This is a genomic window from Paracoccus sp. PAR01, from assembly GCF_014851995.1.
Lineage (GTDB): Bacteria > Pseudomonadota > Alphaproteobacteria > Rhodobacterales > Rhodobacteraceae > Paracoccus > Paracoccus litorisediminis.
Genome location: NZ_JACVAW010000002.1, coordinates 130,257 through 156,450 on the forward strand (window position 1 = coordinate 130,257; position 26,194 = coordinate 156,450).

22 protein-coding genes are annotated in these 26,194 nt (G+C 63.9%); 9 read left to right on the forward strand and 13 right to left on the reverse strand.

Annotated features, from left to right (window positions below):
- The first annotated feature begins 58 nt into the window (after window positions 1-58).
- Window positions 59-991: a glycosyltransferase family 2 protein gene (locus IB235_RS05770; protein WP_192336020.1), complete on the forward strand. Its 933-nt coding sequence runs from the start codon at window positions 59-61 to the stop codon at window positions 989-991.
- Here IB235_RS05770 and rfbA read toward each other — a convergent pair.
- The 4 genes from rfbA to rfbC are packed head-to-tail and all read right to left on the reverse strand — an operon-like array spanning window position 988 to window position 4,338.
- Window positions 988-1,878: a glucose-1-phosphate thymidylyltransferase RfbA gene (rfbA, locus tag IB235_RS05775; protein ID WP_192336021.1), complete on the reverse strand. Its 891-nt coding sequence runs from the start codon at window positions 1,876-1,878 to the stop codon at window positions 988-990. The genes IB235_RS05770 and rfbA overlap by 4 nt on opposite strands.
- Window positions 1,875-2,726, reverse strand: coding sequence for a dTDP-4-dehydrorhamnose reductase (gene rfbD, locus IB235_RS05780; RefSeq protein WP_192336022.1), 852 nt, complete (start codon window positions 2,724-2,726; stop codon window positions 1,875-1,877). Before rfbD ends, rfbA begins: the two co-directional genes overlap by 4 nt.
- Window positions 2,723-3,760: a dTDP-glucose 4,6-dehydratase gene (gene rfbB, locus IB235_RS05785; RefSeq protein WP_192336023.1), complete on the reverse strand. Its 1,038-nt coding sequence runs from the start codon at window positions 3,758-3,760 to the stop codon at window positions 2,723-2,725. Before rfbB ends, rfbD begins: the two co-directional genes overlap by 4 nt.
- Window positions 3,757-4,338: a dTDP-4-dehydrorhamnose 3,5-epimerase gene (gene rfbC / locus IB235_RS05790; RefSeq protein WP_192336024.1), complete on the reverse strand. Its 582-nt coding sequence runs from the start codon at window positions 4,336-4,338 to the stop codon at window positions 3,757-3,759. Before rfbC ends, rfbB begins: the two co-directional genes overlap by 4 nt.
- Window positions 4,339-4,542: 204 nt before the next feature.
- Between rfbC and IB235_RS05795 the strand changes: the two genes are divergently transcribed.
- Entirely contained in the window at window positions 4,543-7,539 is a 2,997-nt protein-coding gene (locus tag IB235_RS05795; protein ID WP_192336025.1) for a calcium-binding protein, read from the forward strand.
- Between the two features lie 256 nt (window positions 7,540-7,795).
- Here the strand turns inward: IB235_RS05795 and IB235_RS05800 are convergent, their stop codons facing one another.
- Entirely contained in the window at window positions 7,796-9,187 is a 1,392-nt protein-coding gene (locus tag IB235_RS05800) for a phosphomannomutase (RefSeq protein ID WP_304612851.1), read from the reverse strand.
- A gap of 126 nt (window positions 9,188-9,313) precedes the next feature.
- Here IB235_RS05800 and IB235_RS05805 point away from each other — a divergent pair, with 126 nt between their 5' ends.
- Genes IB235_RS05805 through IB235_RS05815 form a run of 3 tightly spaced genes read left to right on the forward strand, consistent with a single transcriptional unit; the run spans window position 9,314 to window position 11,156 of the window.
- Window positions 9,314-9,715 carry a ketosteroid isomerase-related protein gene (locus IB235_RS05805; protein ID WP_192336026.1) on the forward strand — a complete coding sequence of 134 codons (402 nt, stop codon included), beginning with the start codon at window positions 9,314-9,316 and terminating at the stop codon, window positions 9,713-9,715.
- On the forward strand, window positions 9,712-10,293 hold the full coding sequence (locus IB235_RS05810; protein ID WP_192336027.1) for a GNAT family N-acetyltransferase: 582 nt from the start codon (window positions 9,712-9,714) through the stop codon (window positions 10,291-10,293). The genes IB235_RS05805 and IB235_RS05810 overlap by 4 nt, the downstream gene beginning before the upstream one ends.
- A gap of 8 nt (window positions 10,294-10,301) precedes the next feature.
- Window positions 10,302-11,156 (forward strand): carbon-nitrogen hydrolase family protein, encoded by an 855-nt coding sequence (locus IB235_RS05815; protein WP_192336233.1) that lies wholly within the window; start codon window positions 10,302-10,304, stop codon window positions 11,154-11,156.
- A gap of 6 nt (window positions 11,157-11,162) precedes the next feature.
- Here IB235_RS05815 and IB235_RS05820 read toward each other — a convergent pair whose 3' ends face one another.
- The gene (locus tag IB235_RS05820; RefSeq protein WP_155038657.1) at window positions 11,163-12,638 is read right to left on the reverse strand and encodes a 2-isopropylmalate synthase; all 1,476 of its coding nucleotides are present in this window, start codon (window positions 12,636-12,638) and stop codon (window positions 11,163-11,165) included.
- A gap of 128 nt (window positions 12,639-12,766) precedes the next feature.
- On the opposite strand from IB235_RS05820, the gene IB235_RS05825 reads away from it, so the two are divergent.
- A complete protein-coding gene (locus tag IB235_RS05825) occupies window positions 12,767-14,437 on the forward strand; it encodes an NAD+ synthase (RefSeq protein ID WP_192336028.1) in 1,671 nt (556 codons plus the stop codon).
- 34 nt (window positions 14,438-14,471) lie between these two features.
- Here the strand turns inward: IB235_RS05825 and pncB are convergent, their stop codons facing one another.
- Together pncB and pncA are read right to left on the reverse strand one after the other, a co-directional pair.
- Entirely contained in the window at window positions 14,472-15,782 is a 1,311-nt protein-coding gene (gene pncB / locus IB235_RS05830) for a nicotinate phosphoribosyltransferase (protein WP_192336029.1), read from the reverse strand.
- The gene (gene pncA, locus IB235_RS05835) at window positions 15,779-16,375 is read right to left on the reverse strand and encodes a bifunctional nicotinamidase/pyrazinamidase (protein WP_192336030.1); all 597 of its coding nucleotides are present in this window, start codon (window positions 16,373-16,375) and stop codon (window positions 15,779-15,781) included. Before pncA ends, pncB begins: the two co-directional genes overlap by 4 nt.
- A 96-nt stretch (window positions 16,376-16,471) precedes the next feature.
- On the opposite strand from pncA, the gene IB235_RS05840 reads away from it, so the two are divergent.
- The gene (locus IB235_RS05840) at window positions 16,472-17,362 is read left to right on the forward strand and encodes a rhodanese-related sulfurtransferase (protein ID WP_192336031.1); all 891 of its coding nucleotides are present in this window, start codon (window positions 16,472-16,474) and stop codon (window positions 17,360-17,362) included.
- Between the two features lie 91 nt (window positions 17,363-17,453).
- On the opposite strand, the gene IB235_RS05845 is transcribed toward IB235_RS05840, so the two are convergent.
- The 4 genes from IB235_RS05845 to IB235_RS05860 all read right to left on the reverse strand — a co-directional run bounded on the left by IB235_RS05845 (window position 17,454) and on the right by IB235_RS05860 (window position 23,471).
- The gene (locus IB235_RS05845) at window positions 17,454-19,736 is read right to left on the reverse strand and encodes an NADP-dependent malic enzyme (protein WP_192336032.1); all 2,283 of its coding nucleotides are present in this window, start codon (window positions 19,734-19,736) and stop codon (window positions 17,454-17,456) included.
- An 85-nt stretch (window positions 19,737-19,821) separates the two neighbouring features.
- The gene (locus IB235_RS05850) at window positions 19,822-21,207 is read right to left on the reverse strand and encodes an oligosaccharide flippase family protein (RefSeq protein ID WP_192336033.1); all 1,386 of its coding nucleotides are present in this window, start codon (window positions 21,205-21,207) and stop codon (window positions 19,822-19,824) included.
- Window positions 21,207-22,709 (reverse strand): Wzz/FepE/Etk N-terminal domain-containing protein, encoded by a 1,503-nt coding sequence (locus IB235_RS05855; protein ID WP_225612086.1) that lies wholly within the window; start codon window positions 22,707-22,709, stop codon window positions 21,207-21,209. The genes IB235_RS05850 and IB235_RS05855 overlap by 1 nt, the downstream gene beginning before the upstream one ends.
- Window positions 22,710-22,733: 24 nt before the next feature.
- A complete protein-coding gene (locus tag IB235_RS05860) occupies window positions 22,734-23,471 on the reverse strand; it encodes a chromosome partitioning protein (RefSeq protein WP_155038665.1) in 738 nt (245 codons plus the stop codon).
- A 96-nt stretch (window positions 23,472-23,567) separates the two neighbouring features.
- Between IB235_RS05860 and IB235_RS05865 the strand changes: the two genes are divergently transcribed.
- Together IB235_RS05865 and IB235_RS05870 are read left to right on the forward strand one after the other, a co-directional pair.
- Entirely contained in the window at window positions 23,568-24,590 is a 1,023-nt protein-coding gene (locus tag IB235_RS05865; RefSeq protein WP_192336035.1) for a glycosyltransferase family 2 protein, read from the forward strand.
- On the forward strand, window positions 24,587-25,414 hold the full coding sequence (locus IB235_RS05870; RefSeq protein WP_192336036.1) for a glycosyltransferase family 2 protein: 828 nt from the start codon (window positions 24,587-24,589) through the stop codon (window positions 25,412-25,414). Before IB235_RS05865 ends, IB235_RS05870 begins: the two co-directional genes overlap by 4 nt.
- Here the strand turns inward: IB235_RS05870 and IB235_RS05875 are convergent.
- Window positions 25,411-26,184, reverse strand: a complete 774-nt coding sequence (locus IB235_RS05875) for a hypothetical protein (protein ID WP_192336037.1) — start codon at window positions 26,182-26,184, stop codon at window positions 25,411-25,413. The two genes, IB235_RS05870 and IB235_RS05875, sit on opposite strands and share 4 nt — an antisense overlap.
- Window positions 26,185-26,194: the final 10 nt, after the last annotated feature.

Genomic DNA, 26,194 nt, shown 5'->3' on the forward strand with positions numbered 1-26,194 from the left:
CTGGCCAAGCCGCAGATGATCTGTATAGCTCGGCCAGGATTTCATCGGAGCGCCCGTATTGCAGCCGCAGATCACCATCCTCATGGCGACCTATAATGGCGCAAGGTTCCTGCCCGCGCAGCTCGACAGTATCCTTGCCCAAAGCCATGCGAACTGGCGGCTGATCGTCTCGGATGACGGCTCGACCGACGGCACGCGCGATGTCATTGCGGACTATGCCCGCAAGACCGGTAGGATTGAGCTGATTGACGGTCCACGCCGAGGTGCTACGGCGAATTTCCTGCACCTGATCATGCAGGCGGGGTCACAAGACTGGATCGCCTTCTGCGATCAGGACGATGTATGGAAGACGGACAAGCTGGCGCGCGGGGTTGCACACCTGACCTTGCGAAACGGGCCAGCGGTCTATGCCGCCCGAACGACGATCTGCGACGAAGACCTGCGCGAACTGACCCCGGCACCCCATTTCGCAGGGCCTTTCGGCTTTCGAAATGCCTTGGTGCAGGCCTGCCTGCCCGGCAACACCACCATCGCCAATTCACAAGCCCTGCAGATCCTGCAGGCGGCAGCACCTGCGGCGGATACGGCCGGGATCGTCTCGCACGATTGGTGGGTCTATCAGCTGATGTCGGGTGCCAGGGCCGATATCCATCGCGACGGTGCGCAGGTGCTGATGTACCGCCAGCATCCGCGCAATGTCATGGGCCGCAACGACACCGCCTCGGCACAGGCGGCGCGGGCGTCGATGCTGTTTGACGGCACATTCGCCAAATGGCTCGGGCAGAACCAGATCGCGCTTGAAGCCGCAGAAGACCTGCTGACATCCGAAAACCGGCAGCTTCTGCGGCAGTTCGGGCACTTGCTGCGTGCAGCCGGGCCAAGCGCGCTGGCCAAGGCAATCGACATCGGCCTTTATCGCCAAAGCCGCACCGGCACCGCCGCGATCATGGCCGCAGCCCTTGCCGGTCGCCTGCGAACACCCAGCGATTAAAGCAACGTCGCCAGATATTTGCCGTAGTCGCTTTTACCGTATTTCCGGGCCAACGCGGCCAGTTCCTCGGTCCCGATCCAGCCTTGGTTGAAGGCGATTTCGTCCGGTGAACCGATCAGCAGACCCTGACGTTCCTCCAGCGTGCGCACGAAATTCCCGGCATCCAGCAGGCTGGCATGAGTGCCAGTGTCGAGCCATGCAAAGCCCCGGCCCATGCGCTCGACGATCAGGCGGTCTTCGTGCAGGTAGGTTTCCAGTAGCGTGGTGATCTCCAGCTCGCCGCGCTCCGAGGGCTTCACCTGACGGGCACGGGCGGGGGCGGTGCCGTCCAGAAAATACAGCCCCGTCACTGCGTAATCCGAAGGCGGGACCAGCGGCTTTTCGATAATGGCGCTGGCGCGACCGTCATCGTCGAAGGCCACGACGCCGTAACGCTCGGGATCGGCAACGCGGTAGCCAAAGACCGTGCCGCCTTGCATCCGGGCATCCGCCGCATCCAGCAGCACGGGTAGCCCATGACCGAAGAAGATGTTGTCGCCCAAGACCATCGCCGAAGGCGCGCCAGCCAGGAAATCCTCGGCCAGAATATAGGCCTGCGCCAGCCCGTCAGGCGAGGGCTGGACGATATATTCGAAGCTCAGCCCCCATTGACTGCCATCGCCCAGCAGGCGGCGGAATTGATCACGGTCGTCGGGGGTGGTGATGATCGCGATCTCGCGGATACCGGCCAGCATCAGCACCGAAATCGGGTAATAGACCATCGGCTTGTCATAGATCGGCAGAAGCTGCTTGGACACGCCCATGGTGATCGGGTAAAGCCGCGTTCCCGAGCCCCCCGCGAGGATGATCCCCTTGCGCCCAGTCGCGGATTTGGCCGTCTCAGTCATGTCCGAAGCTCCGTCACTACCTTGGCTAGGCCCGCGCGCCAGTCCGGACGCGCGATACCGAAATCACGCGCGATGGCGCTGCAATCCAGTCGCGAATTCCCCGGCCTGCGTGCCGGGGTCGGATAGTCGCTGCTGGCAATATCGTCGACCCGGCAGGCCAACCCCGCCTGATCCATGATCTCACGCGCAAAGCCCGCCCAACTGGTGTCGGGCGCGCCGGCGAAGTGATAGACGCCGCCGCGCGATGCATCCTCGCGCATTGCCGAAATCATCGTCAGGCAGGCCGAGGCAATATCCGCCGCCGGGGTCGGACCGCCATTCTGGTCGGCAACCACGCGCAATTCCTCGCGCTCGGCGCCAAGCCGCATCATCGTCTTGACGAAATTCGCCCCATGCGCGGAAAACACCCATGAGGTGCGCAGGACCGCCCATTGCCCACCGGCACGGGCGACACCGCGTTCGCCCGCCAGTTTCGAGGCCCCATAGACCCCTAGCGGGCCAGTCGGATCGCTTTCCTGCCAAGGTCTCTCGCCCGAACCGTCAAAGACGTAATCGGTCGAGATATGCAGGAAGGGCACGCCCAGCCGTGCCGCGGCGCGGGCCATGACGAAGGGGGCCTCGGCATTGACGGCATGGGCCAGCTCCGGTTCGGATTCGGCGCGGTCGACGGCGGTATGGGCAGCGGCATTGATGATCGCCGTGGGCTGGGCGGCAAGGATCGCCGCCGCGCAGTTCGACGCATCCGACAGGTCGACCTCATCGCGGCCCAGAAACCATGCCTCGGGGGCCAGACGCGCCAGCTCGGTCGCGACCTGCCCACTGCGGCCAAAGACCAGCAGCCCGTTCATGCCTTGCCCAGCCTTTCTCCAACGCCCTGACGCGACAGCAGCGGGCGCCACCAGTCCTCATTTTGCAGATACCATTCGACGGTGCGCGCCAGACCTTCCTCGACCGTCACCGAGGGTTGCCAGCCCAGTTCGGTGCGGATGCGGGTCGGGTCGATGGCATAGCGGCGGTCATGTCCGGGGCGGTCGGTGACAAAGGTGATCAGCCGCTCATGCGGGGCATGTTCCGGGCGCAGGCGATCCATATGGCCGCAGATCGTGCGCACCAGATCGATGTTCTTCGCCTCATTCTCGCCGCCGATATTGTAGCTGCGGCCCAGTTCGCCCTTTTCCAGAACCAGAAGCAGCGCATCGGCATGATCCTCGACGAACAGCCAGTCGCGGACATTGCCGCCATCACCATAGACCGGGATCGGACGCCCATGCAGCGCGTTCAGGATCACCACCGGCACCAGCTTTTCCGGGAAGTGGAATGGCCCGTAATTGTTCGAACAATTGGTCAGCACCACCGGCAGGCCATAGGTCTCGTGCCAGGCGCGCACCAGATGGTCCGAGGCCGCCTTGCTGGCGGAATAGGGGCTGCGCGGATCGTAGGGCGTGTCCTCGGTGAACTGCCCGGTCTCGCCCAGAGAGCCGAACACCTCATCGGTCGAGATGTGGTGAAAGCGGAACCCCTCAGGCCGCCCCTGCCCGACCCAATAGGCGCGCGCAGCCTCCAGCAGATTGTAGGTGCCGGTGATGTTCGTTTCGATGAAATCGCCCGGCCCTTCGATCGAGCGGTCGACATGGCTTTCCGCCGCCAGGTGCATGATCGCGTCAGGCTGGTGGTCGGCCAGCACCCGGTCCAGCGCCGCGCGGTCGCGCAGGTCGGCCTGCTCGAAGGCATAAAGCGGGCTGTTCGAGACCGAGGCCACGTTGCCCGCATTGGCGGCATAGGTCATCGCGTCGAGGTTCACCACCTCATGTCCGCGCCGCACCGCCAGCCGCACCACGGCCGAGCCGATGAACCCGGCCCCACCGGTTACCAGAATTTTCATGATCTGGCCTCGTATTCGAAATCATCGTGATAAATGAAGGGGCTGTCGAATTCTGCAAACCCGGGCGCCACGGCATCCTTGTCCGATAGAAGCGGCGCGCCGGTCAGGCCCCAGTCGATCCCGAGGCTGTCCCATGCCACCGCGCCATCGCATTCCGGCGCGTAATGGTCGGTGCATTTGTAGCAGATCTCGGTATCCGGCTCGCGCGTGACGAAGCCGTGCAGGAAGCCCGCCGGGATCCACAGCTGGCGGCCGTTTTCGAATGACAGTTCCTCGCCCAGCCACTGGCCATAGGTCGGGCTGCCCTTGCGGATATCGACGGCCACGTCGAACAACCGCCCGCGCCCGCAGCGCACCAGCTTGCCCTGCGCATGGGGCGGCGACTGGAAATGCAGCCCCCGCAGCGTGTCCACCGCCGCCGACAGCGAATGATTGTCCTGCACGAATTCCGGCAGGTCCAGCCCGGCCTCAAGCAATGTTCTGCGGTTCCAGCTTTCCGAAAAAAAGCCCCGCGCATCCCCATGCCGCCGGGGTTCAAGGATCAGCACCCCGCTTAGGGATGTCCGTGTGATCTGCATCCGGTCCTGCCCGCAAACAATCCGTGCCGATCCTCACAAATGTTTTCGCGCCACACAAGCTTCCGATCGCCCGACACCGGAAAACCCGTCCAAATAGACTAAATTGCTTGGCAAAAAGCCGGGGCGCGACGGGTGCCAGGCAAGCCTTCGTTAAACTGACCGACCTAGCCTGACGGGCAACAGGTTCAGTTTCGGGGTTCGGTCATGTTCAGCATCCGTCAGGTGACGACCTATGTCGGTCGCTATCCGGCTTTCGTGACCAATATCAGCGATCTTCAGATCGGACAGACCGCGACGGGCACCTATCTGTTCAGCGCGACCCAACTGGGCGCAGGTCTGGCCTCGTTTCGCCTGACCGCCGCCGATGAGCCGATGCGGATCATGGCGACGCAGGCCTATCCGCCATCCGCAGGCTATCTCGACGCGCCCGAGGTGGCGCTTCTGCCCTGGGGCAATGGGCTTGCAGTGTTCGGGACGGCGGTCGGCGCGGCATGGACCGATGGCTTCGTATTGGCGTCGGGCGGCTTGCTGAACGGTCCCGTCTCGCCCTCGGGCAGCGCCTTGCCGACGACCGTCACCCATCTGGGCGCGTTCGAGATCGGGGGCTCGACCCTTCTCTACACGACGCGAAACGGCAGCACCCTGCTGGAGACATGGCGCATCGGCGCGGACGGCAGCGTCAGTTCGATCTCACGCGCGCAACTGCCGGTCGGTCCGGCGGTTCAGGGCGTCGAAATCAGCGATGTCGAGATCGCCACGCTGGGCGACCGCACCTTCATCCTGACCACCTCGGCGCTGGGAAACTATGTCGCGGCGCAGCTGGTCAATGCCGATGGCAGTCTGGGGCAGATCCAGTATGTCAGCGTCGCCTTGGGCTATGGCATCAACGGCCCCGCCGAGATTGAGACGGTGCGGGTTGCCGGCATCACCTATCTGCTGGTCGGATCGACGCAAAGCTCATCGCTGACGGTGCTGCGGCTGGATTACAACGGCAATCTCAGCCATGCCGACCATATTCTGGACGAGTTGGGCACCCGCTTCAGCCGCATCACCGCGCTTGAGACGGTCGAGGTCGGAGGCCGCAGCTATATCATCGTGGGCGGCGCGGATGACGGGATCTCGGTCTTCACCATCCAACCCGACGGGCATCTGCTGCATCTGGCGACGCTAAGCGATACCGCCGACCGTACATTGCAGGATGTCTCGGCCATCTCGGCCATCGCGATGAATGGGCAGGTCGCGTTGTTCGTCTCATCCCGGACGGAACGCGGGATCACCCAGTTCACCTTTGATCCGGGACAGCTGGGCGAGACCCGGATTCTGCCCGCCGGGCAATATACCGGCACGTCGGGTTCGGACATGCTGCAGGCCGGACAGGGCACCACCCGGATCCTTGGCGGCGCAGGCGATGACATACTGATCGCCGGGCCCGACCCGGTTCAACTGACCGGAGGCGACGGGGCCGATCTGTTCGTGGCCTCAAGGATCAACGGCAAGATCACCATCACCGATTACGAACAGGGGGTGGACCGGCTGGATCTGGCCAATCTGGGCATGATCCGCAGCACCCTGCAACTGACCTTCCGACGCGAAAGCTTTGGCATCACCATCACCTTTGGCGACACGCAAATCGAGGTCAGGACCCGCGACGGCAGAGGCCTGAACGCGAACGCCTTCAACAACTCGATGTTCCCCATCGCCCATTACGAGGTGAGCGGGATGCGCACGATCCTGATCGGAACGGCGGGCGCCGACAATATGACAGCGGGGCGCTACGGCTCAAACGTGCTGGGTTATGCAGAGCGCGATCTGCTGAACGGCCAAGGCGGTGACGACCGCCTTTATGGCGGCGATGACAACGATACGATTCAAGGCGCAGCAGGGGATGACAGCCTGCAAGGCGATGACGGCAACGATCTGCTGCGCGGTGGCGACGGGAACGATTCAGTTCTGGGCGGCGATCAGGATGACACGCTTTATGGCGGCGCGGGCAATGATCGTTTGCTTGGTCAGGCCGGAAACGATCGGACCTATGGCGAGGACGGGAATGACACGATTGTCGATTCGCTGGGCAACAACTCGATCTTCGGCGGGAATGGTCACGACAGCATTGCCGGGGGCACTGGCTCCGACAGTCTGGACGGGGGTGCAGGCAACGACACTCTGCATGGTGGCGCAGGAAGCGATCGCCTGAGCGGCGGGACCGGCGATGACCGGCTTAACGGAAATGACGGGCATGATCGGATGTCGGGTGGAGCGGGACATGACAATCTGAACGGCGGGTCGGGCAATGACACTCTGGCGGGTGACGACGGGAATGATTGGATCTGGGGCGATATCGGCAACGATTCGATGAATGGTGGTATGGGCCACGATTCGGTGAATGCGGGCGACGGAAATGACACCGTCAGAGGAGCTACCGGTCACGATCTGCTTGCCGGCGGGGACGACAACGACCTGATTTATGGTGATGACGGGAATGACACCTTGTCCGGGGGGCTGGGCCATGACCGGATGGTGGGTGGAACGGGCAACGACCGGATGCTGGGTGACGCCGGTAATGACTCGCTGTCGGGTGAGATAGGCAATGACACCTTGCTTGGCGGGGCTGGGAATGACTCGATCCGTTCCGGACCGGGAAATCATCTGATCCAAGGCGATGACGGAAACGACCTGATCGTCGCCGATAGCGGCAATGACAGCATCCTAGGCGGCACCGGGAACGATTCAATCCAAGGCATGGGCGGCTTCGACACGATCGACGGGGGTGCAGGAAACGACACCATCCGCAGCGGCGCTGCGATCGTGACCGGGGGGCGTAACCAGCTGTCCGGCGGGACAGGAAACGACCTGATCGTCGGGGGAAGGGATATCGACTGGATAAGGGGCGGGACCGGCTCGGATCGGATGACTGGCGGGGCCGGGGCCGATTTGTTCCTGTTCCGGACAGCAGAGGACTTCGACCGCAGCAACGATGTCATCACCGACTTCGCCCGAGGTGCCGACCATCTGGATCTGCGTGGCATGGATCTGGACTTCATCGGTCGGGCCGAGTTCTCGGCTGCAGGTCAAGTGCGGCTGACGACCGGAGGAGCCTTAGGCCTAACCGTCGAGATCGACCTGAACGGCGACCGCGTATCCGATCTCAGGATCGGGTTGGGGAATGTCGCCGACCTTACAGCCGGGGATTTCCTGCTGTAGCCTCATCCAGCTCACGTTGAACGCGGCATGACTGGGTAGGTAGGTGCCAGCAAATGCCCCCCTGTCGGGACCCCGACCATTGACCGGCAGGCGGCCCGAACTCGGTGAAGGCCCATCGCCCGTGGTCGTTCCAACGCCTCGATGACCACGACGTCACGGACAAGTTGTCAGTCCGGGGGCCGTCTTGCACCCCTCCAACGCAACACCCTCGATTGCCCCACGTGAAGTGATCCGTGCCGCCGGACGTTGTCGGGGACTAATCCCCGGTCAGCATCGCGCCGATTTCAGCCGCGCGCGCGGTGACCAGTGCGGCGTCGCCGGCGGATTCGACATTCAGTCGGACCACCGGCTCGGTGTTCGAGCGGCGCAGGTTGAAGCGCCATTCCGGGAATTCAAGACTGATACCGTCGGTATCGTCGCGCTTGCTGGCCTGCGGCGCGAAATGCGCCAACACCCGCGCGATCGAGGCATCGGGATCGATCAGGCGGAAATTGATCTCTCCCGAGGACGGATAGGCCGCGATACGCTGCGCCAGCAACTCGCCCAAGGACTGGCCCTTGCGGCAGATCAGCTCGACCACCAGCAGCCACGGGATCATGCCGCTATCGGCATAGGCGAAATCGCGGAAATAGTGATGGGCCGACATCTCGCCGCCATAGATCGCGCCGCTTTGGCGCATGGCGCCCTTGACGAAAGCGTGCCCTGTGCGGGCCTGAATCGCCTCGCCTCCGGCCTCGGCAATCATGGCGCGGGTGTTCAGGACGACACGCGGGTCATGGACGATCCGCTCTCCGGGATGCCTTTCAAGAAACGCGGCGGCCAAAAGCCCGACAATGTATTCGCCCGGAATGAAGTCGCCTTGCGCGTCAAAGAAGAAGCAGCGGTCGAAATCGCCATCCCATGCCACCCCCAGATCCGCGCCATGCGTCCGGACGGCGTCGGCGGTCATCGGCTGGTTTTCGGGCAGAAGCGGGTTCGGGATGCCGTTTGGAAAGCTGGAATCGGGATCATGATTGATGCGGATGAAGCGCAGGGGTGCGCCCCGCTCCTCAAGCTCGGCAGCGATGGCGTCAAAGGTCGGCCCGGCGGTGCCATTCCCGGCATTGACCAGCACCGTCATCGGGCGCAGGGCGGCAATGTCGACGAAATCGACGACGGCGCGGGCATAGGCGGCACGGGCCTCGGGGAAATCGACTGCCCGGCCCGGTTCGGCTGCGGTGAAGGCGCCCGACCGGGCCAAAGCGGCCAAGTCGGCGAATTCGGTCTCGGGGTCCAGCGGCGCGGCGCCCGGCCCGACCAGCTTCATGCCGTTATAGTCGATCGGGTTGTGCGAGGCGGTGACCTCGATCCCGCCATCCGCGCCGTAATGGGCGGTGGCGAAATACATCTCCTCGGTGCCGGCAAGACCAAGGTCGCGGACATTGGCGCCGCCCTCGGTCAGCCCACGGATCAGCGCGGCTGCCAGTTCGGGCGAGGTCGCGCGGCTGTCGCGCCCGACGATCACCTCGCGCGCACCGCGCAACTGCGCAAAGGCGCGACCGACACGATAGGCCACATCCGTATCCAGCTCAGAGCCCAGCCGCCCGCGCACGTCATAGGCCTTGAAACAGTCGATCTGGCGGAAGGGCATCGGTTCGGCGTTGGACATGGGCGGGCTCCTTTGCTTTGGCCTATCGCTACACCAGCCGGTTCACGCCCGCCACCTCATCCTAAGGATGCAGGTGACGCGCCGGGGTCCAGCGGGTAGAAATTCCCGAACCTGACGAGGATGCCCATGGATACCAAAGCCCTGATCGCCACCTATTACGACGCCTTCAACGCCGGTCGCACCGACGAGATGCTGACCTATCTGCACGACCAGATCGAGCATCACGTGAACGAGGGCCAGATCCGCCGCGGCAAGGAATTATTCCGCGAATTCAACGCGCACATGACCGCCAGCTACAAGGAAGTGCTGACGGATATCGTGATCTTCGCCAATGAGGCGGGCGACCGCGCGGCGGCGGAATTCGTGGTGAACGGGACCTATCTGCAAACCGATGAGGGCCTGCCCGAGGCCAAGGGCCAGACCTATGTCCTGCCCGCCGGGACCTTCTTTACCATCCGCGACGGCAAGATCGCGCGCCTTACCACCTATTACAATCTGGCCGACTGGACGCAGCAGGTTTCCGCGTGATTTCCACCCGGACCCTGACCGGAGAAGCGGTCGCCGCCGTGCTGGATGATCTGGCACGGCTGCGCATCGCGGTCTTTCGCGACTGGCCCTATCTTTATGACGGCAACGTGGACTACGAACGCGACTACCTGCGGGCCTATCAATCCCCCGGTGCGGTCGTCGTCGCGGCCTATGACGGCGACCGCATGGTCGGCGCGGCCACCGGCGCACCGATGGAACATCACGCCGAGGATTTCGCCGCAGCCTTTTCCGGACGCCCCGAACCGCTGGAGCAGATCTTCTATTGCGCGGAATCGGTGCTGCTGCCCGACTATCGCGGGCGCGGTCTGGGCCATGTGTTTTTCGACGGACGAGAGGCACAGGCCCGTGCCCTCGGCCGTCGCTACAGTGCCTTTTGCAGCGTGCAGCGGCCTGCGGATCACCCGCTGCGCCCGGCGGATTACCGCCCCTTGGATGACTTCTGGCGCAAAAGGGGTTATGAACCCCTTTCCGGCGTCGTCGCGGAGTTCGACTGGAAGGACATCGACGCGCCGGTTTCGACCAAGAAGCCGTTGCAATTCTGGATGAAAACCCTGTGACACGCGAAATCAAGATCGCCACCGCCGCTTACAATTTCGACTGGTTCGACGATTTCGACGCCTATCGCGCGAAACTGACCCGCTGGGTCGAGGCTGCGTCGGATTGTGACCTGTTGGTCTTTCCCGAATATGGCGCGATGGAGCTGGCCTCATTGGGCGGGCACGACATTGCCGCCGACCTGGAGGCCTCTCTGCACGAGGTCGCCCGCCACAATGACGCGCGCGACGCGCTGCATGCCGAACTGGCTGCCGCGCATGGCATCCATATCCTTGCCGCCTCGGGGCCGTTCTTTGCCGGTGAGCGCCCGTTCAACCGCGCGGTGCTGTTTGGCCCCGAAGGCCGCATCGGCCATCAGGACAAGCAGATCATGACCCGCTTTGAACGCGAGGACTGGCATGTCGAAAGCGCGCCGGGCTTGCGGGTCTTTGACACCGCCGTGGGCCGGTTGGGCATCCTGATCTGCTATGACAGCGAATTCCCCCTGCTGGCGCGGCAGCTGGCCGAAGCGGGGGTCGAGGTGATCCTGACGCCCTCCTGCACCGACACGGTTGCGGGCTTCAACCGGGTGCGGATCGGGGCGATGGCACGGGCGCTGGAAAGCCAATGCGTCGTCGTCCATTCGCCCACGGTCGGGCTATGCGACTGGAACCCCGCCATCGACGAGAACCGCGGCATGGCCGCGATCTATGCCCCCTCGGACGGGTTCTGGCCGGAAACCGGAATTCTGGCTGAAGGCGAGATGGACCGTCCGGGCTGGGTCAAGGCCAAGATCGATCTGGACCGTATCCACCAAAGCCGCGAGGACGGGCGCGTCCTGCCCTTTGCCCATTGGCCCGAAAGCCGGGACAGCGCGATCATCTGACGCGCTTCAGGCCGGCGGGTCCTGCTTGGGTTCCGCCGGCACGGTGGCGTCGGGCGTCGCCGCCGGAGCCTCGCCCTGCGAGGCCACGCCATCGACCGGGGTGGGCTTGGCAAGACTGTTATCCTGCCACTCCCCCGCCGCGATCTGACCGGTCGCGTATTTCATCACGCCATTGCCCTGACGCTTACCGGCGACGAAATGGCCGGTATAGACGTCGCCATTGGCATAGGTTGCGACACCCTCGCCGTCGATTTCGCCCTTGTTCCAGCCGCCTTCATAGCGGAAGCCGTCGGGCGCAATCAGCCGACCCCGGCCCTGCCGCATGCCCGCGACAAATGAGCCGTCATAGGTCGTGCCATCGGGATAAGTCGCCTGGCCCTGACCATGACGCTGCCCGTCGCGCCATGCGCCATTGTAGACATAGCCGTCGGGATAGGTCATGCGACCCTGCCCCTCATTGCGGCCGCGCTTGAAGCCGCCCTCATAGACCAGGCCATTGGCGTATTTGGCGACGCCCTGCCCCTCGATGACGCCGGCCAGCCAGTCGCCCTCGTAGTTCGCGTCGTCGGGATAGGTGATCAGCCCGCGCCCTTCCGGCAGGTCATTCTTCAACGCGCCTTCATAGATCGAACCGTCGGGATAGGTGATGCGGCCCAGCCCCTCCATCCGGCCATCGACCCAGTCGCCGGTATAGATATAACCGTCGGTGCCGGTGAACGTCCCCTGGCCCGAGCGACGGTCGGCGCGGAAATCGCCCTCATAGCGGTCGCCATTGGCATAGACCGCGATACCGCGCCCCTCACGGCGGCCATTGGCGAAACGGCCCTCATAGCTGTCGCCCGAGGGCTGGATCAGCTTGCCCTGCCCCGACATCTGCCCGGCGGACCAGCCGCCCGCGTAGCTCAGCCCATCAGACATCGCCAGCTTCCCCTGACCGGCACGCTGGTTGGCCTTCATCTCGCCCTCATAGGTGGCGCCGTCGGGATAGGTGATCTTACCGCGGCCTTCCTTGACGCCCTGCTTCCAGCCACCTTCGTAGCGATAGCCGTTGGGCTGGGTCAGCACGCCCTTGCCATCATGCAGCGCGTTGATGAAGCCGCCCTCATAGACCGAACCATTGGCGTAATGCGCGATCCCCTGACCGGTGATCTGGCCGTCCAGCCAGTCGCCCTCATAGCTGCCGCCATCGGCATAGGTGATCTTGCCCTTGCCGCTGGGCTTGCCCTTGGCGAAGTCGCCCTCATAGACCGAGCCATTGGGATAGGTCGCCTTGCCCCGGCCCAGAATCTCGCCTTCGACCCAGTCGCCGGTATATTCATAGCCCGAGGGCAGCTTATAGGTGCCGCGCCCGTGCTGCTTGCCATTGCGGAACGTGCCCTCATAGACACCGCCGTCGTCATATTGCTTGGTCACGACGGATTGCGCCCCGGCCATCGAGGTGCCGGCGAGAAGCATTACGCAAGCGACAATGGCTGCCTTCATCGGTCCCGCCTCTGGCTTATGGTTCTTTTGGCCCGGTTTACCGCAAGCCTGCACTGGGCGCAAAGCCCGACTTTTCCTTTCGCGCACACTGGCCTATCTAAATCCTGCAATTTCGAAAGGACTGAGCCATGCCCGACAGGTTTCGCATCACCCTTGGACAGTTGAACCCCACGGTGGGCGACCTGCCGGGCAATGCCGCCAAGGCCCGCGCCGCATGGGAAAAGGCGCGCGAGGCCGGGTCCGACCTTCTGGTCCTGCCCGAGATGTTCATCACCGGCTACCAGACGCAGGATCTGGTGCTGAAGGCGGCCTTCACCGCCGACGCCATGGCCGAGATCGAGCAACTGGCCCGCGACTGCGCCGACGGCCCCGCCATTGGCATCGGTGGGCCATATGCCGAGGGGGCAAAGCTCTATAACGCGTGGTGGGTGCTGCAGGGCGGCAAGGTGTTGACGCGGGTGCTGAAGCACGACCTGCCCCACAAGCAGCTGTTCGACGAGCTGCGCCTGTTCGATCACGGCCCGCTGCAGGGTCCCTACAGCCTGAACGGCATCCGCATCGGCAGCCCAATCTGCGAGGATGCCTGGTGGCCCGACGTGGCCGAGACGCTGGGCGAATCCGGGGCCGAGATCCTGATCGTTCCGAATGGCAGCCCCTATCACCGCAACAAGCTGGACCTGCGCATGGGCCATATGGTTGCGCGCGTCGTCGAATCCGACCTGCCGCTGGTCTATCTGAACTCGGTCGGCGGGCAGGATGACCAGATCTATGACGGCGCGAGCTTTGTGCTGAACCCCGGCGAGGATGGCGGTGCGGTCAAGGTCGTGGAGCTGGCCCCTTTCGATGAGATCATCGAGCATGTCGATTTCGCGCGTGGCCCCGAAGGCTGGCGCGCCGTACCGGGGCGGCTGGATCACCAGCCCGACGAATGGGAGCAGGACTACAACGCCGTGACCCTTGGCCTGCGCGACTACATGCGCAAGTCGGGCTTCAAGCGGGTGGTGCTGGGCATGTCGGGCGGCATCGATTCCGCACTGGTCGCCACCATCGCCAGCGACGCCATCGGCCCCGAAAACGTGCGCTGCGTGATGCTGCCCAGCGAATATACCTCGCAGGCAAGCCTTGACGATGCCGCCGATGCCGCGACCCGCCTTGGCGCGCGGCTGGACACCGTCCATATCGAAGGGGCGCGCGATGCCGTGGGCGACGCGCTGGCCCACCTGATGGCAGGCACCAAGCCCGACACGACCGAGGAAAACATCCAGTCCCGGTTGCGCGGCGTGATGCTGATGGCAATTTCCAACAAGTTCGGGGAACTTCTGCTGACCACCGGCAATAAATCCGAAGTCGCAGTGGGCTATGCCACGATCTATGGCGACATGGCGGGCGGCTATAACCCGATCAAGGATCTGTACAAGACCCGCGTCTTCCAGACCTGCCGCTGGCGCAACGAAAACCATCGCGACTGGATGATGGGCCCGGCGGGCGAGGTCGTGCCGCCGCAAATCATCTCGAAACCCCCGTCAGCCGAGTTGCGCCCCGACCAGAAGGACGAAGACAGCCTGCCCCCCTATGAGGTGCTGGACGCGATCCTTGAAGGGCTTGTCGAAAAGGATCTGGCGCTGAAGGATCTGGTGGCACAGGGCTTCGACCCCGAGACCGTCAAGAAGGTCGAGACCCTGCTTTATGGCAGCGAATGGAAGCGCTATCAGGCCGCACCCGGTCCGCGCATTTCCTCCAAGGCCTTCTGGCTGGACCGCCGCTATCCGCTGGTGAACCGCTGGCGCGACCAGCTGTGAAACGAAAGGCCCGGTGCGAACCGGGCCTTTTCATTCAGACGACCACGTCCATGCGCTGTTGCTGACCCACGTCAAAGACGTGGCGGTAATGCTGGATCAGGTCGGCAGGACCGGTGGCCTTGTCGGGATTGTCCGACAGTTTGACGGTCGGGTTGCCCTCGGCCGCCACCGCCTTGCAGACCAACGAGAACGGCGCAAGGCCATCGCCCGGAACCAGTCCGCGGAAATCATTGGTCAGCAGCGTGCCCCAGCCAAAGCTGACCTTCACCCGCCCGTGGAAGCGCTGGAACAGTTCCTTGATCTTGGCGACATCCAGCCCGTCCGAGAAGATGATCAGCTTCTGACGCGGGTTCTCGCCCCGGCTTTTCCACCATGCGATGGCGGTTTCCGCCCCTTCGGCCGGATCGCCGGAATCGATGCGGATGCCGGTCCATTGGGCCAGCCAGTCCGGCGCATGCTCCAGAAATCCCTTGGTCCCGTAGGTGTCGGGCAGGATGACGCGCAGGTTGCCGTCGTGTTCTTCATGCCAATCGGCAAGGACGCGATAGGGCGCCTGACGCAGCTCATCATCGGTCTTGGCCAGCGCGGCAAAGACCATCGGCAATTCATGGGCATTGGTACCGATCGCCTCGATGTCGCGGCGCATGGCGATCAGGCAGTTCGAGGTGCCGGTAAAGCGCTTGTCGCCCAAGCCCTCGATCATCGCCTGCACGCACCAGTCCTGCCACAGGAAGCCATGCCGCCTGCGCGTGCCGAAATCGGCGATGCGCAGATCGGGGCCAAGCTCTCGCAACTGCTCGATCTTCTCCCAAAGCCGGGTCATGGCGCGGGCGTAAAGCACCTGCAGCTCAAACCGGCCCATGTCCTTCAGGACGGAACGCGAGCGCAGCTCCATGATGATCGCCAGCGCCGGGATTTCCCACAGCATGACCTCGGGCCAGCGACCCTCGAAGGTCAGCTCATATTGGCCGTCGCGCTTTTCCAGATGATAGGCGGGCAGCCGCAGGTTCTCCAGAAACTCCATGAAGTCCGAGCGGAACATCTGGCGCTTGCCATAGAATGTATTGCCGCGCAGCCATGTGCTTTCGCCGCGCGTCAACGACAGCCCACGCACATGGTCCAGCTGCTCGCGCAACTCGCCCTCATCGATCAGATCGGCCAGCCGGACGCGGGTGGTGCGGTTGATCAGGCTGAAGGTGACATTGGTGTCGGGGCGATTGCGAAACACCGACTGACACATCAGCAGCTTGTAGAAATCCGTGTCGATCAGCGAACGGACGATCGGGTCGATCTTCCATTTGTGGTTATAGACCCGCGTCGCAATATCGACCGTAGGTATCATCATATCAGGCTGATCCCCGCTTCGCGCATGTTCTGCCGCGCCACCTCGCGCGAGCCGTTCAGGTCGATGGCCCGCGTGGCGTCCTCGATGACGCTGACCCGGAAGCCCTGCCGCGCCGCGTCGATGGCCGACCATGCAACGCAGAAATCATGCGCAAGGCCCACGAAATACAGGTCCTCAAGGAACCTGTCCCGCAGATAACCTGTCAGCCCGGTCGGCGTCGAGTAGTCGTTTTCATAGAAGGCCGAATAGCTGTCGATGGCGGGGCGGAAGCCCTTGCGGATCACCGTCTCGGCGCGGTTCACGTCCAGATCGGGATGGAAACGCGCGCCGGGCGTGCCGATGACGCAATGCGCGGGCCACAGCACCTGCGGGCCATAGGGCATCTGGGTCAGCGAAAACGGCATCGCGCCCGGATGGTTGTCGGCAAAGCTGGAATGATTGGCCGGATGCCAGTCCTGCGTCAGGATCACATGGTCGAAATCGGCCATCATCCGGTTGATCGGCTCGACGATCTCATCCCCGCCGGCGACGGCCAGCTTTCCTCCGGGACAGAAGTCGACCTGCACATCTACGACGATCAAGGTTCTCGCCATGGCGCCCTCCTCTTTTCAGGCTGTGGTAGGGTTCTGCCGTGGGGGCGTCAATGCCAAGAACTTGAACGGCGGACGCGTCGGGTCTAAGTCCCTGCCATGTTCACCGTCGCCGCACTTTATCATTTCACCCGCTTCCCCGATCCTGCAAGCCTGCAGGGACCGCTGGCGAAGCTTTGCTGTTCCCTGGGCGTCAAGGGCACGCTGCTGCTGGCGCGCGAGGGGATCAACGGCACCATCGCCGGCCCGCGCACGGGCATTGACGCGGTGCTCGCGCATATCCGCGCCCTGCCCGGTTGCGCCGATCTCGAATGGAAGGAAAGCGGCGCGGATACGATGCCCTTTGGCCGCATGAAGGTCCGCCTGAAACGCGAGATCGTGACCATGGGCCAGCCCGACGTGGACCCGCTGGCCTCGGTCGGCCATTACGTCGAGGCGCAGGACTGGAACGCGTTGATCAGCGACCCTGATGTCGCGATCATCGACACCCGCAACGATTACGAAGTCGAGATCGGCACTTTTGCCGGGGCCGTCGATCCGGGCACGAAAACCTTCCGCGACTTCCCCGACTGGTGGCGCGAGAATGCGCACAGGTTCCACAACAAGCGCATCGCCATGTTCTGCACCGGCGGCATCCGCTGCGAGAAATCGACGAATTTCCTGCTCGGCGAGGGCGTCCCCGAAGTCTACCACCTCAAGGGCGGCATCCTGAAATACCTCGAAGAGGTACCCGAACAGGACAGCCTGTGGCAGGGCGAGTGCTTCGTCTTCGACAAGCGCGTCAGCTTGGGTCACGGCTTGAAGCAGGGCCATTACGACCTCTGCCACGCCTGCCGCCGCCCGCTCGCCCCCGATGACCGTGCCCGCCCCGAATATGAGGAAGGCGTCTGCTGCCACCGCTGCGCCACCGAATACAGCGACGCCGACCGCACCCGCTTCCGCGAGCGCCAGCGTCAGGCCGACCGGGGCGAATGCTTCCCTGCCGACTGACGAAAACGCGCGCCACCGAACCGGGGCGCGCGCCTTCTTTCTTGCCGAAATATCCCGGGGGGAACGCCGCAGGCGATGGGGGCAGAGCCCCCTATTTCACCTGCCCCAGACGTCCCGCCGCAATGGCCGCCATGTTCAGGATGTCGTTCACCGAAGACCCGGTCGAGCAGATCTGAATCGGCTCAGGCACCCCGGTCAGGATCGGGCCGACCACCGTCGCCCCCGCCATTTCCTGCAGCAGCTTCACCGAGATCGAGGCCGAGTGCCGCGCCGGAACCACCAGCACGTTGGCCGGACCCGTCAGGCGCGAGAACGGATATTTCGCCGCCTGCGCCGGGTTCAGCGCCACATCCACGGTCATCTCGCCCTCATATTCGAAATCGACCTTGCGGGCGTCCAGCACCTCGGTGGCATGGGCCATCTTCACCGCTCGTTCGCTGACCGGATAACCGAAGTTCGAGAAGGACAGGAAGGCCACGCGCGGATCCAGCCCCAGCCCGCGGGCAACATGGGCGCCGCGGGTCGCGATATCGGCCAGATCCTCGGCCTCGGGCCATTCATGGACAAGCGTATCGCCGATCAGGATCACGCGGCCCTTGTGCAGGACGGCGGTAATGCCGACCGCGCCATCGGCGGGGGTCACGTCAAAGACCTTGCCGATCTGGGCCAGAACATGCGCGTTCTTGCGCGTGGCCCCCGTCACCAGCCCGTCGCCATGCCCATGCAGCAGCATCAGCGAGGCGAAGACATGCCGGTCGCGATTGGCCAGCTTGTTGATGTCCTCGCGGTCCATGCCCTTGCGCTGGAGGCGCGCGTAAAGCGTGTCGTGATACTGATCCAGATGGCGCGAGTTCGAGGCGTTGACCACGGTGATTTCACGCACCGCATCGCCAAGACCGGCAGCTTCCAGCTTTTCCTTGACGTCAGCCTCGCGGCCGACAACCAGCGACTGGCCCATGCCTCCGCGCTGCCATGCGACGGCGGCGCGCAGCACGCGGGGATCATCGCCCTCGGCAAAGATCATCCGGGCCTGCGCCTGACGCGCGCGGGCATGGATGCCCTGCAAGACGGCGGCGGTCGGGTCCATGCGGGCCTTCAGCGACTGGACGTAACCCTCCATGTCGATGATTGGGCGGCGGGCGACGCCGGTCTCCATCCCGGCCTGAGCGACGGCGGGCGGGATGACATGGATCAGGCGCGGATCGAAGGGCGTCGGGATGATGTAGTCGCGGCCAAACTGCAGCTTGCGACCGTAAGCGACGGCGACCTCGTCGGGCACGTCCTCGCGCGCCAGCTTCGCCAAGGCATGGGCGCAGGCGATCTTCATCTCGTCGTTGATGGCGCGGGCATGGATGTCCAGCGCGCCCCGGAACAGGTAGGGGAAGCCAAGGACGTTATTGACCTGATTGGGATAGTCGCTGCGCCCGGTGGCGACGATGGCGTCGGGGCGGACGGCATGGGCTTCCTCGGGGGTGATTTCCGGGTCCGGGTTCGCCATGGCGAAGATCACCGGGTTCTCGGCCATGGCCATGACCATCGCCTGCGTCACGGCCCCCTTGGCCGAAACCCCAAGGAACACGTCGCAGCCCTGCATCGCCTGTTCCAGCGTGCGCAGGTCGGTTTTCACCGCATGCGCCGATTTCCACTGGTTCATGCCCTCGGTGCGGCCTTGATAGATCACGCCCTTGGTGTCGCACATGATGCAGTTTTCATGCCGCGCACCCATGGATTTCAGCAGTTCCAGACAGGCGATCCCGGCAGCACCCGCGCCGTTCAGGACGATACGTACGTCCTCGATCTTCTTGCCCGACAGTTCCAGCGCATTGAGCAGACCTGCGGCGCAGATCACCGCCGTGCCATGCTGGTCGTCATGGAAGACCGGAATGTCCATGAGTTCCTTCAGGCGCTGCTCGATGATGAAGCATTCGGGCGCCTTGATGTCCTCAAGGTTGATGCCGCCAAAGGTCGGCCCCATCAGGCGGACGGCATTGATGATCTCGTCCGGGTCTTCGGTATCCAGTTCAATGTCGATGGCGTTGACGTCGGCGAAGCGCTTGAACAGCACCGCCTTGCCCTCCATCACCGGCTTTGATGCCAGCGCGCCCAGGTTGCCAAGGCCAAGGATCGCCGTGCCGTTCGAGATGACGGCGACCATGTTGCCCTTGACGGTATAATCATAGGCGGTCTCGGGGCGGGCGGCGATCGCCTCGACCGGGACGGCGACGCCGGGCGAATAGGCCAGCGACAGGTCGCGCTGGGTGGCCATGGGCGTCGAGGCGACGATGTCATATTTACCGGGGCGCGGCTCAAGGTGATAGGCCAGCGCCTCCTCGGGGGTGATGCGGGACCGGCGGGGGGTGTTGTCGTCGCTCATGCTGTGCCTCCTGAAATGCGCTCCGTCTCCTTAACGAAGCGTCAAGCCGGGCAGAAGGGCATAAAGTTGCTGCACTGCGGCCAAATCAGTGCAAAAGCGCCTGAGAAACGATGTCGCGGTGCAGGATTAATGCGCAGGCGGCCCCGACCACGGCAATCAGGATCGCAAGCATGTCATGCCTTGGGTCCCATGCCTTCTGCCGCCGCGCCATCCAGACCGAGACCGGATAGCAGAAAATCTGCGCCAGCGCCTGCCCCGCCAGCAGCCCGGTCAGCCCAAAGAACCAGGTCCCGGTCAGCACCAGCGAGAAATAGATCAGCGCCCGGCTGGACTGCATGACAAAGAAGGCCCGCGAATCCCCGGTCGCCAAAGCCGCGCTTTCGTAATTCAGCGGGATGCACATCAGCAGCTGGATCGAGGCAATGGCGACAAGAATGCCCCCGGCACGGGCGTAGCGCGGATCGTAAAGGTGATCGACCAGCCAGGGTCCAACCAGGGCCAGCACGATTCCCACCGACAGCAGCAGCAGGGTGAAACCCATGCGCGTGCGCTGCATCGTGCGCCGGTTGGCCTCGCTCTCGGACGGGGGATGTTCGCGATACATCGGGATGAACAGCCGCCCGGCAATGGCCGATCCCAGCTGGCTGGGCACGCTGGCAAGGAACAGGGCGATGTTATAGACGCCCAGATGGTCCAGATTAAGCACCCGCCCCAGGATCAGCCGGTCGCCCTGAAACAGCAGGAAGCCACAAATGGTGCTGAAGAAAATCCATTTACCGAATTTCACGATCTCGTTGCGGGCCTCTGGCTCCATGCGGAAGCGGTCGACATGGCCGGGCAGCATGTAGCGGATCATCAGCAGCTGCACGAAGGCACCCAGAACGATGCCCCAGACCAGCGCCCAGACATCGCGCAGGATCAGGGCGGCGCCGACGGTGATCAGAATGCCGATCAACTGGCTCAGCAGCTCGACCACGGTCAGCCGCCCGACCTGCAGATGCCGCGCCGCCGTGTCGATCCGGGTCGAGACGAAGCCCCCGACCAGCATCGACGAAGCCGCCGCCGGGAACACCCATGCCAGTGCCGGGATGTTGTAGAACAGCGCCAGCGGCCAGGCCATTGCGCAGGAGACGGCGAACAGGATGAAGCCGCGGATGACCTTGATCGTCCAGGCGGTGTCCAGAAATGCCGGGTCGTCGCCGCGCTTGCTTTGCTGGATCGAAGGCGCGATTCCCATGTCGCTGAACATGGCCAGCCCGATCATGAAGCTGGAGACCAACGCCATCAGGCCGAAATCGTCGGGGCTGAGAATCCGAGTCAGGATCAGGTTCGAGGCCAGCCGCATGATCTGACCCAGCCCAAAGCTGAGCATCGACCATGCCCCACTGCCCAAAGCCCGCGAGGCCATGCTGCGCCCCTGTGGCGCCTCGGCTGCTTCCTGCTGGACCTCGACCGGAAGCTCGCTGGTCATTATCCCAGCCCATCCGTGGGCGTCGCCACGATGCTGGGCGATGGCAGGCCGGGGATCTTGCCCAACAGCCACAGCGCGACAAAGGCCCCTACGACCAGAAGGACCACCATATAGGTAATGCGCAACTTGCCACGCAGAAGATCGCGGCGGCTCTTGCGATAGGGCAGCGATATCACCGGGCGGGTGCCGGTCAGCTTGGCGAATTGCTCGGTCCGGCGCAGGACCGGGTTCATCAGCTCAAGCGCAAATGCGATGACGGCGGCCAGACCAAAGCTGCCGATTGCACCCATTGCCGCCCTTTTCTTGCGGTTCGAAAAGGCCGGATATTCCGGCGGCACGGCTTTTTCAAGGATCACGAAACGCTCGGTCTGGTCGTTATCCATCAGCAATTGCTGGGTCTCGACCTGTGCCAACTGGCGCGACACCTCGCTGTAGCGGTCCTGCAGGCGGCGCTGTTCGCGGCTCATCGCCTCAAGCTTCTCGGCCACCTGCGGCGAACGGGCGCGCGCCTGTTCGATCTGCTGGCGACGCTGTTGCTGTCGCGCCTTCTGGCCGCGCAGATTGCTCAGCTGTGCCTCGTTCAGTTCAAGCTGGCGGCGCACGATTTCCGACACAGCCTCATCGCCAGTATTCAGGCGCTTCAGATTGTCCTCGAGCCGCTTGATCTCGGGATGGTCGGGGGCCAGCGTACGGCGGGCCTGCGCCAACTCAACCTCGGCATTGCGGATCTGCTGGACGATAGTCGAGGCGGAGCGTTCGGCGGCGGTATTGCCCCCCGCCACCAGCGTCAGCTGATCGCGTTGCAGCGCCATGATCTCGCGGTCCAGCGTGTTCTCGGTCTCATTCAGCTGCGCAAGTTCGATGCCAAGATTTTCCTGCGAGGTCGGCAGGGCATCTTCGTTCTGGGTGCTGAAGGCAGCGATTTCGCGATCCAGCGCCGACAGCGCGTCGCTGGTCCGGGCTTCCTCATTGGTCAGGTATTCGCGGCTTTCCTTGATCCGGGCCTGGCGGTTTTCGCGGTCACGATTGACGACGCTATTGGCGAAATAGTTGGCGATGGCCGCCGCAGTGGCGGGTGTTTCGGCCCGCGAAGTGATGACGATGGCCGCCAGCGACATGCGCGATTCCGTCGATACGCCGGGGTTGGACACGCTGTCGATGCGCGTGGTGGTGCGCAGCGCGCTGATCTTTTCGGAATCGCTCAGCTGCGGGGCGTCCTTGAACAGCTCCAGCTCCTTGATGACCTCAAGGATATTCGAACGCGCCATCAAGCGCTGCTCGATCAGCTGCACCCGGCGCGAGGCCGGCAGCGAGGAATCGCTGTTCGGATCGACCGCGGCCGAGGTGTCGATCTGGATCAGCGCCGAGGATTCATAGACCTTCGGCGAGGACACGATCAGATGGAATGAAATCAGGATTCCCACGACGACAATCGTCAGCATCAGCGGCATGCGCCGCCAAAGCATTGAGATGAGATCCTGCAAGGATTGTATCGGACCCAAGACCTTAAACCCTCGCGCCGCTCATCAATCTTCGGACTTGTTCAAGATCACGCCCATGACCGGAGGCATGTCCTTGAGCAGCCGCTCGGCCTGGATCATGTCCGCGGCCGTCCCGTTCTGGCCATCGGCCACCAACAGGATCGCATCGGCCAGAGGCAGGGTCGCCAGCGCCGCATCGCCCCCCAGCAAGGGGGCGGTGTCGATGATCTCGATCGCATCGGGGCGCAAACCGCGCCAGATCTTCATGGCCGAGGCAAGGCTTTCGTCCTGCAGCAATTCGGCCGCGTCCGGCTCCGAACCGCCGGGGGCCACCACCCACAGGTTGGGCAGTTCCTCGACAATGGCGGTGATGTCGATGATGTCGCGTCCTTCCACGAGTATTTCCGAAACCTGATCGCTTTCGGGTATCCCCAAAGCGGCCGCAATTCTGGGCCGGGCCAGATCCAGATCGACCAGGATCACCTCGGTATGTTTCTGCCGCGCCAGCGCCAGCGAAAGCTGCAGGGCGACGGTCGTCGCCCCTGCCCCCTTGGTCAGCGGCACCACGGCCAGCCGACGCCAGCCATGCTTACGCATCTCGCGCAGGATACGGGTGCGCAGAATCGCAAAACGCTCGCCCACGATCTTGGCGTGGCGGATGTCGGCAGAATTGCGTGACGCCTCGCGTCGGATATAGCTGCTGGACACGCGCAACCCGGCGGAGCGGGTGGCAATAGCGCTGGAGGTGGGCCTGTCCGAAGTCTTGTCTGTCTCGGCCTGCAATACTGTGGCCCTTCTGCCTCTGGAAATCACTGCGCCGCCTTTGGGTCATCCGCGCGTCGATGACACTGCCGACAGCGGCATGCTAGCGTCCCGTTGATGAGCGCGACAACAGAAATCACGCCCCTTGGCGAACAGGACAGGCAGAATGGTCCGGCGGCGTCGTCCGGGGCGGTGATCGCTATCGCCATCGGCCGGAACGAGGGCGAACGCCTGCTGCGCTGCCTGCGTTCGCTGCAGCCACAGGTCGGGCGCCTGATCTATGTCGATTCGGGTTCGACCGATGACAGCGTCAGTCGCGCCCGCGCGCTGGGGGCCGAGGTGGTCCTGCTGGACATGTCCCTGCCCTTTACCGCGGCCCGCGCCCGCAATGCCGGGCTGGCCGGCGCGGATGATGCCGAGTTCATCCAGTTCGTCGATGGCGATTGCGAGGTCGAGGCGGGCTGGATCACGACGGCGCTTGCGGCGCTGCAATCCGACCCGAAGCTGGCCATCGTCGCCGGTCGCCGGCGCGAGCTGCACCCCGAGGCCTCGATCTACAACCGGCTTTGCGACGCCGAATGGGACACGCCGGTCGGTCCCGCCCAGGCGGTCGGCGGCGACATGCTGGTGCGCCGCGCAGCGCTGGCGCAGATCGGCGGTTTTGACCCCAGCCTGATCGCCGGGGAGGAACCCGAGATGTGCCTGCGCATGCGACAGGCGGGCTGGACGATCCGGCGCATCGACGCCCCCATGACCATCCACGACGCTGCCATGTTGCGGCACGCGCAATGGGCACGCCGCGCGCGACGCGCCGGCCACGCCTTTGCCGAGGTCTCTTGGCGTCATCGTGACGATCCCGAAGGGTTCTGGCGCCGCGAGACCCGGCGCGCGCTGCTTTGGGGGATTGGCCTGCCTCTGGTCATCCTGCTGGGCGCAATGATCACGCCGCTGTTCTGGTGGCTGCTTCTGATCTATCCGGCGCAGATGGCACGGATCGCCCTGCGCGACCCGCACCGCCCCGAGCGCTGGAAACGGGCATTTTACACCGTGCTGGGCAAGTTCCCCGAGGCTCGCGGCGCGCTGGAGTTTCACTTGCGCCGCCTGATCGGGCGGCGGTCAGGGCTGATCGAGTATAAATGACCGGCTGCACCATCCTCATCCCCGCCCATGACGAGGCAGGCTATATCGGCCCCTGTCTCGACAGCATCCTGCAGCAGGACCATTCCGGCCCGCTGGACGTCATCGTCATCGCCAATGGCTGCCACGACGACACCGCTGCACAGGCACGCGCGCGAACCAGCGATTTCACCGCGCGTGGCTGGTCCCTGCGGGTCGAGGAACTTGCGCAGGGCGGCAAGATAGGTGCGCTGAACCACGGTGATGCCTGCGCGCATGATGGGATTCGGGTCTATCTGGATGCCGATATCCGCATGTCACCCCGGCTGATCTCTGGTCTGGTCACGGTATTGGACGTCCCCGCGCCGCGATATGCCGGTGGCAGGTTGGTCGTCGCCCCGGCGCAAAGCTTCGTCTCACGCCACTATGCCCGTTTCTGGCAAAGCCTGCCCTTTGTCACCGAAGGCGTGACCGGAGCCGGGCTGTTCGCGGTCAACGCCACCGGCCGGCAACGCTGGGGCGCGTTCCCGCAGGTCATCTCGGACGACACCTTCGCGCGACTGCAATTTGCGGAACCCGAGCGGTTTCTGGTCGACGAACCCTATTTCTGGCCCATCGTCGAGGGCTTCGGTCCTCTGGTCCGGGTGCGCCGCAGACAGGACCGCGGCGTGGCCGAAATCGCCCGCCTCTTTCCGCAATTGCTGGCCAATCAGGGCCATGTCCGCCCGACAAGATCGCAGTTGAAGCGCCTTGCCCTGCGCGATCCGGCTGGTTTTGCCAGCTATGCCGCTGTCGCGCTGGCGGTGCGCATGGGCAGGCAGGATCAGGGCTGGGCGCGCGGGCGCTAGCCGCCCGTGGCGCGGAACTCCTCGACCGTCTCCTGCGCCAATTGTTGCAGCACCAGGGCCAGATCCTTCGGCACCGGCGGATAGGGCCCGCCCGCCCCCATCAGCGTCGAAGGCAATCCGACCGGAGATTTTCCGGTGAGCGCCGCATAATGAATCATCGTGACGTAATAGAAGCCGTAGTGGTTCGGGTGGATATCGTCGTGAAAGAAATCCCGGATCGAGGTGCTGTCCGGCACCCTCCCCTCGGCTATGGCGTCATGCAGCCGCACCATACCCAGCCCAGCCGGAACGATCCGCATCGGCGTTTCGAGCTGCGGCAGTTTCGCATTGGTATCATTGGCGATGGCCTGCCAATGCGCCATGTCGCTGACGATACGGTCGCGCCAGGTGCGTGTCGTGCCGGTCTGTGCGTCGTCGATATCGTCCCATGTCGCGTAAAGGTAAGATTTGACATGCGGATTGGTCTTGGCCGCCAGTTCGACCCATTTCGCAGCATAATCGGCGCTGTGGTGCCACTGCATCGTGGTAAGAACTGGAACGCGCTCGGTGATGACGATCGCATCCACGGGATTGGCGGCCAGCCACTTGCGACCGTCAACGCCCTGAGCGGTGGCGCTGTCGTTCCAGTTGATCTCCAGGGGAGCGCCGTTGATCAGCTGGAACTCGACCCGATCATCCAGCACCGCATACATCATCTCGGGCAGATTTGGACTGACCAGGCTGTGGCCCAGATAAAAGGCCGACAAGAGATACTGCAGTATTGCTGACATATTCTTCCCC

Coding starts and splice junctions, on each gene's coding strand:
- rfbA (WP_192336021.1), bottom strand. CDS start 1,878: ATGACTGAGACGGCCAAATCCGCGACTGGGCGCAAGGGGATCATCCTC.
- rfbD (WP_192336022.1), bottom strand. CDS start 2,726: ATGAACGGGCTGCTGGTCTTTGGCCGCAGTGGGCAGGTCGCGACCGAG.
- rfbB (WP_192336023.1), bottom strand. CDS start 3,760: ATGAAAATTCTGGTAACCGGTGGGGCCGGGTTCATCGGCTCGGCCGTG.
- rfbC (WP_192336024.1), bottom strand. CDS start 4,338: ATGCAGATCACACGGACATCCCTAAGCGGGGTGCTGATCCTTGAACCC.
- IB235_RS05795 (WP_192336025.1), top strand. CDS start 4,543: ATGTTCAGCATCCGTCAGGTGACGACCTATGTCGGTCGCTATCCGGCT.
- IB235_RS05800 (WP_304612851.1), bottom strand. CDS start 9,187: ATGTCCAACGCCGAACCGATGCCCTTCCGCCAGATCGACTGTTTCAAG.
- IB235_RS05805 (WP_192336026.1), top strand. CDS start 9,314: ATGGATACCAAAGCCCTGATCGCCACCTATTACGACGCCTTCAACGCC.
- IB235_RS05820 (WP_155038657.1), bottom strand. CDS start 12,638: ATGAAGGCAGCCATTGTCGCTTGCGTAATGCTTCTCGCCGGCACCTCG.
- IB235_RS05825 (WP_192336028.1), top strand. CDS start 12,767: ATGCCCGACAGGTTTCGCATCACCCTTGGACAGTTGAACCCCACGGTG.
- pncB (WP_192336029.1), bottom strand. CDS start 15,782: ATGATGATACCTACGGTCGATATTGCGACGCGGGTCTATAACCACAAA.
- pncA (WP_192336030.1), bottom strand. CDS start 16,375: ATGGCGAGAACCTTGATCGTCGTAGATGTGCAGGTCGACTTCTGTCCC.
- IB235_RS05840 (WP_192336031.1), top strand. CDS start 16,472: ATGTTCACCGTCGCCGCACTTTATCATTTCACCCGCTTCCCCGATCCT.
- IB235_RS05845 (WP_192336032.1), bottom strand. CDS start 19,736: ATGAGCGACGACAACACCCCCCGCCGGTCCCGCATCACCCCCGAGGAG.
- IB235_RS05850 (WP_192336033.1), bottom strand. CDS start 21,207: ATGACCAGCGAGCTTCCGGTCGAGGTCCAGCAGGAAGCAGCCGAGGCG.
- IB235_RS05865 (WP_192336035.1), top strand. CDS start 23,568: ATGAGCGCGACAACAGAAATCACGCCCCTTGGCGAACAGGACAGGCAG.
- IB235_RS05870 (WP_192336036.1), top strand. CDS start 24,587: ATGACCGGCTGCACCATCCTCATCCCCGCCCATGACGAGGCAGGCTAT.
- IB235_RS05875 (WP_192336037.1), bottom strand. CDS start 26,184: ATGTCAGCAATACTGCAGTATCTCTTGTCGGCCTTTTATCTGGGCCAC.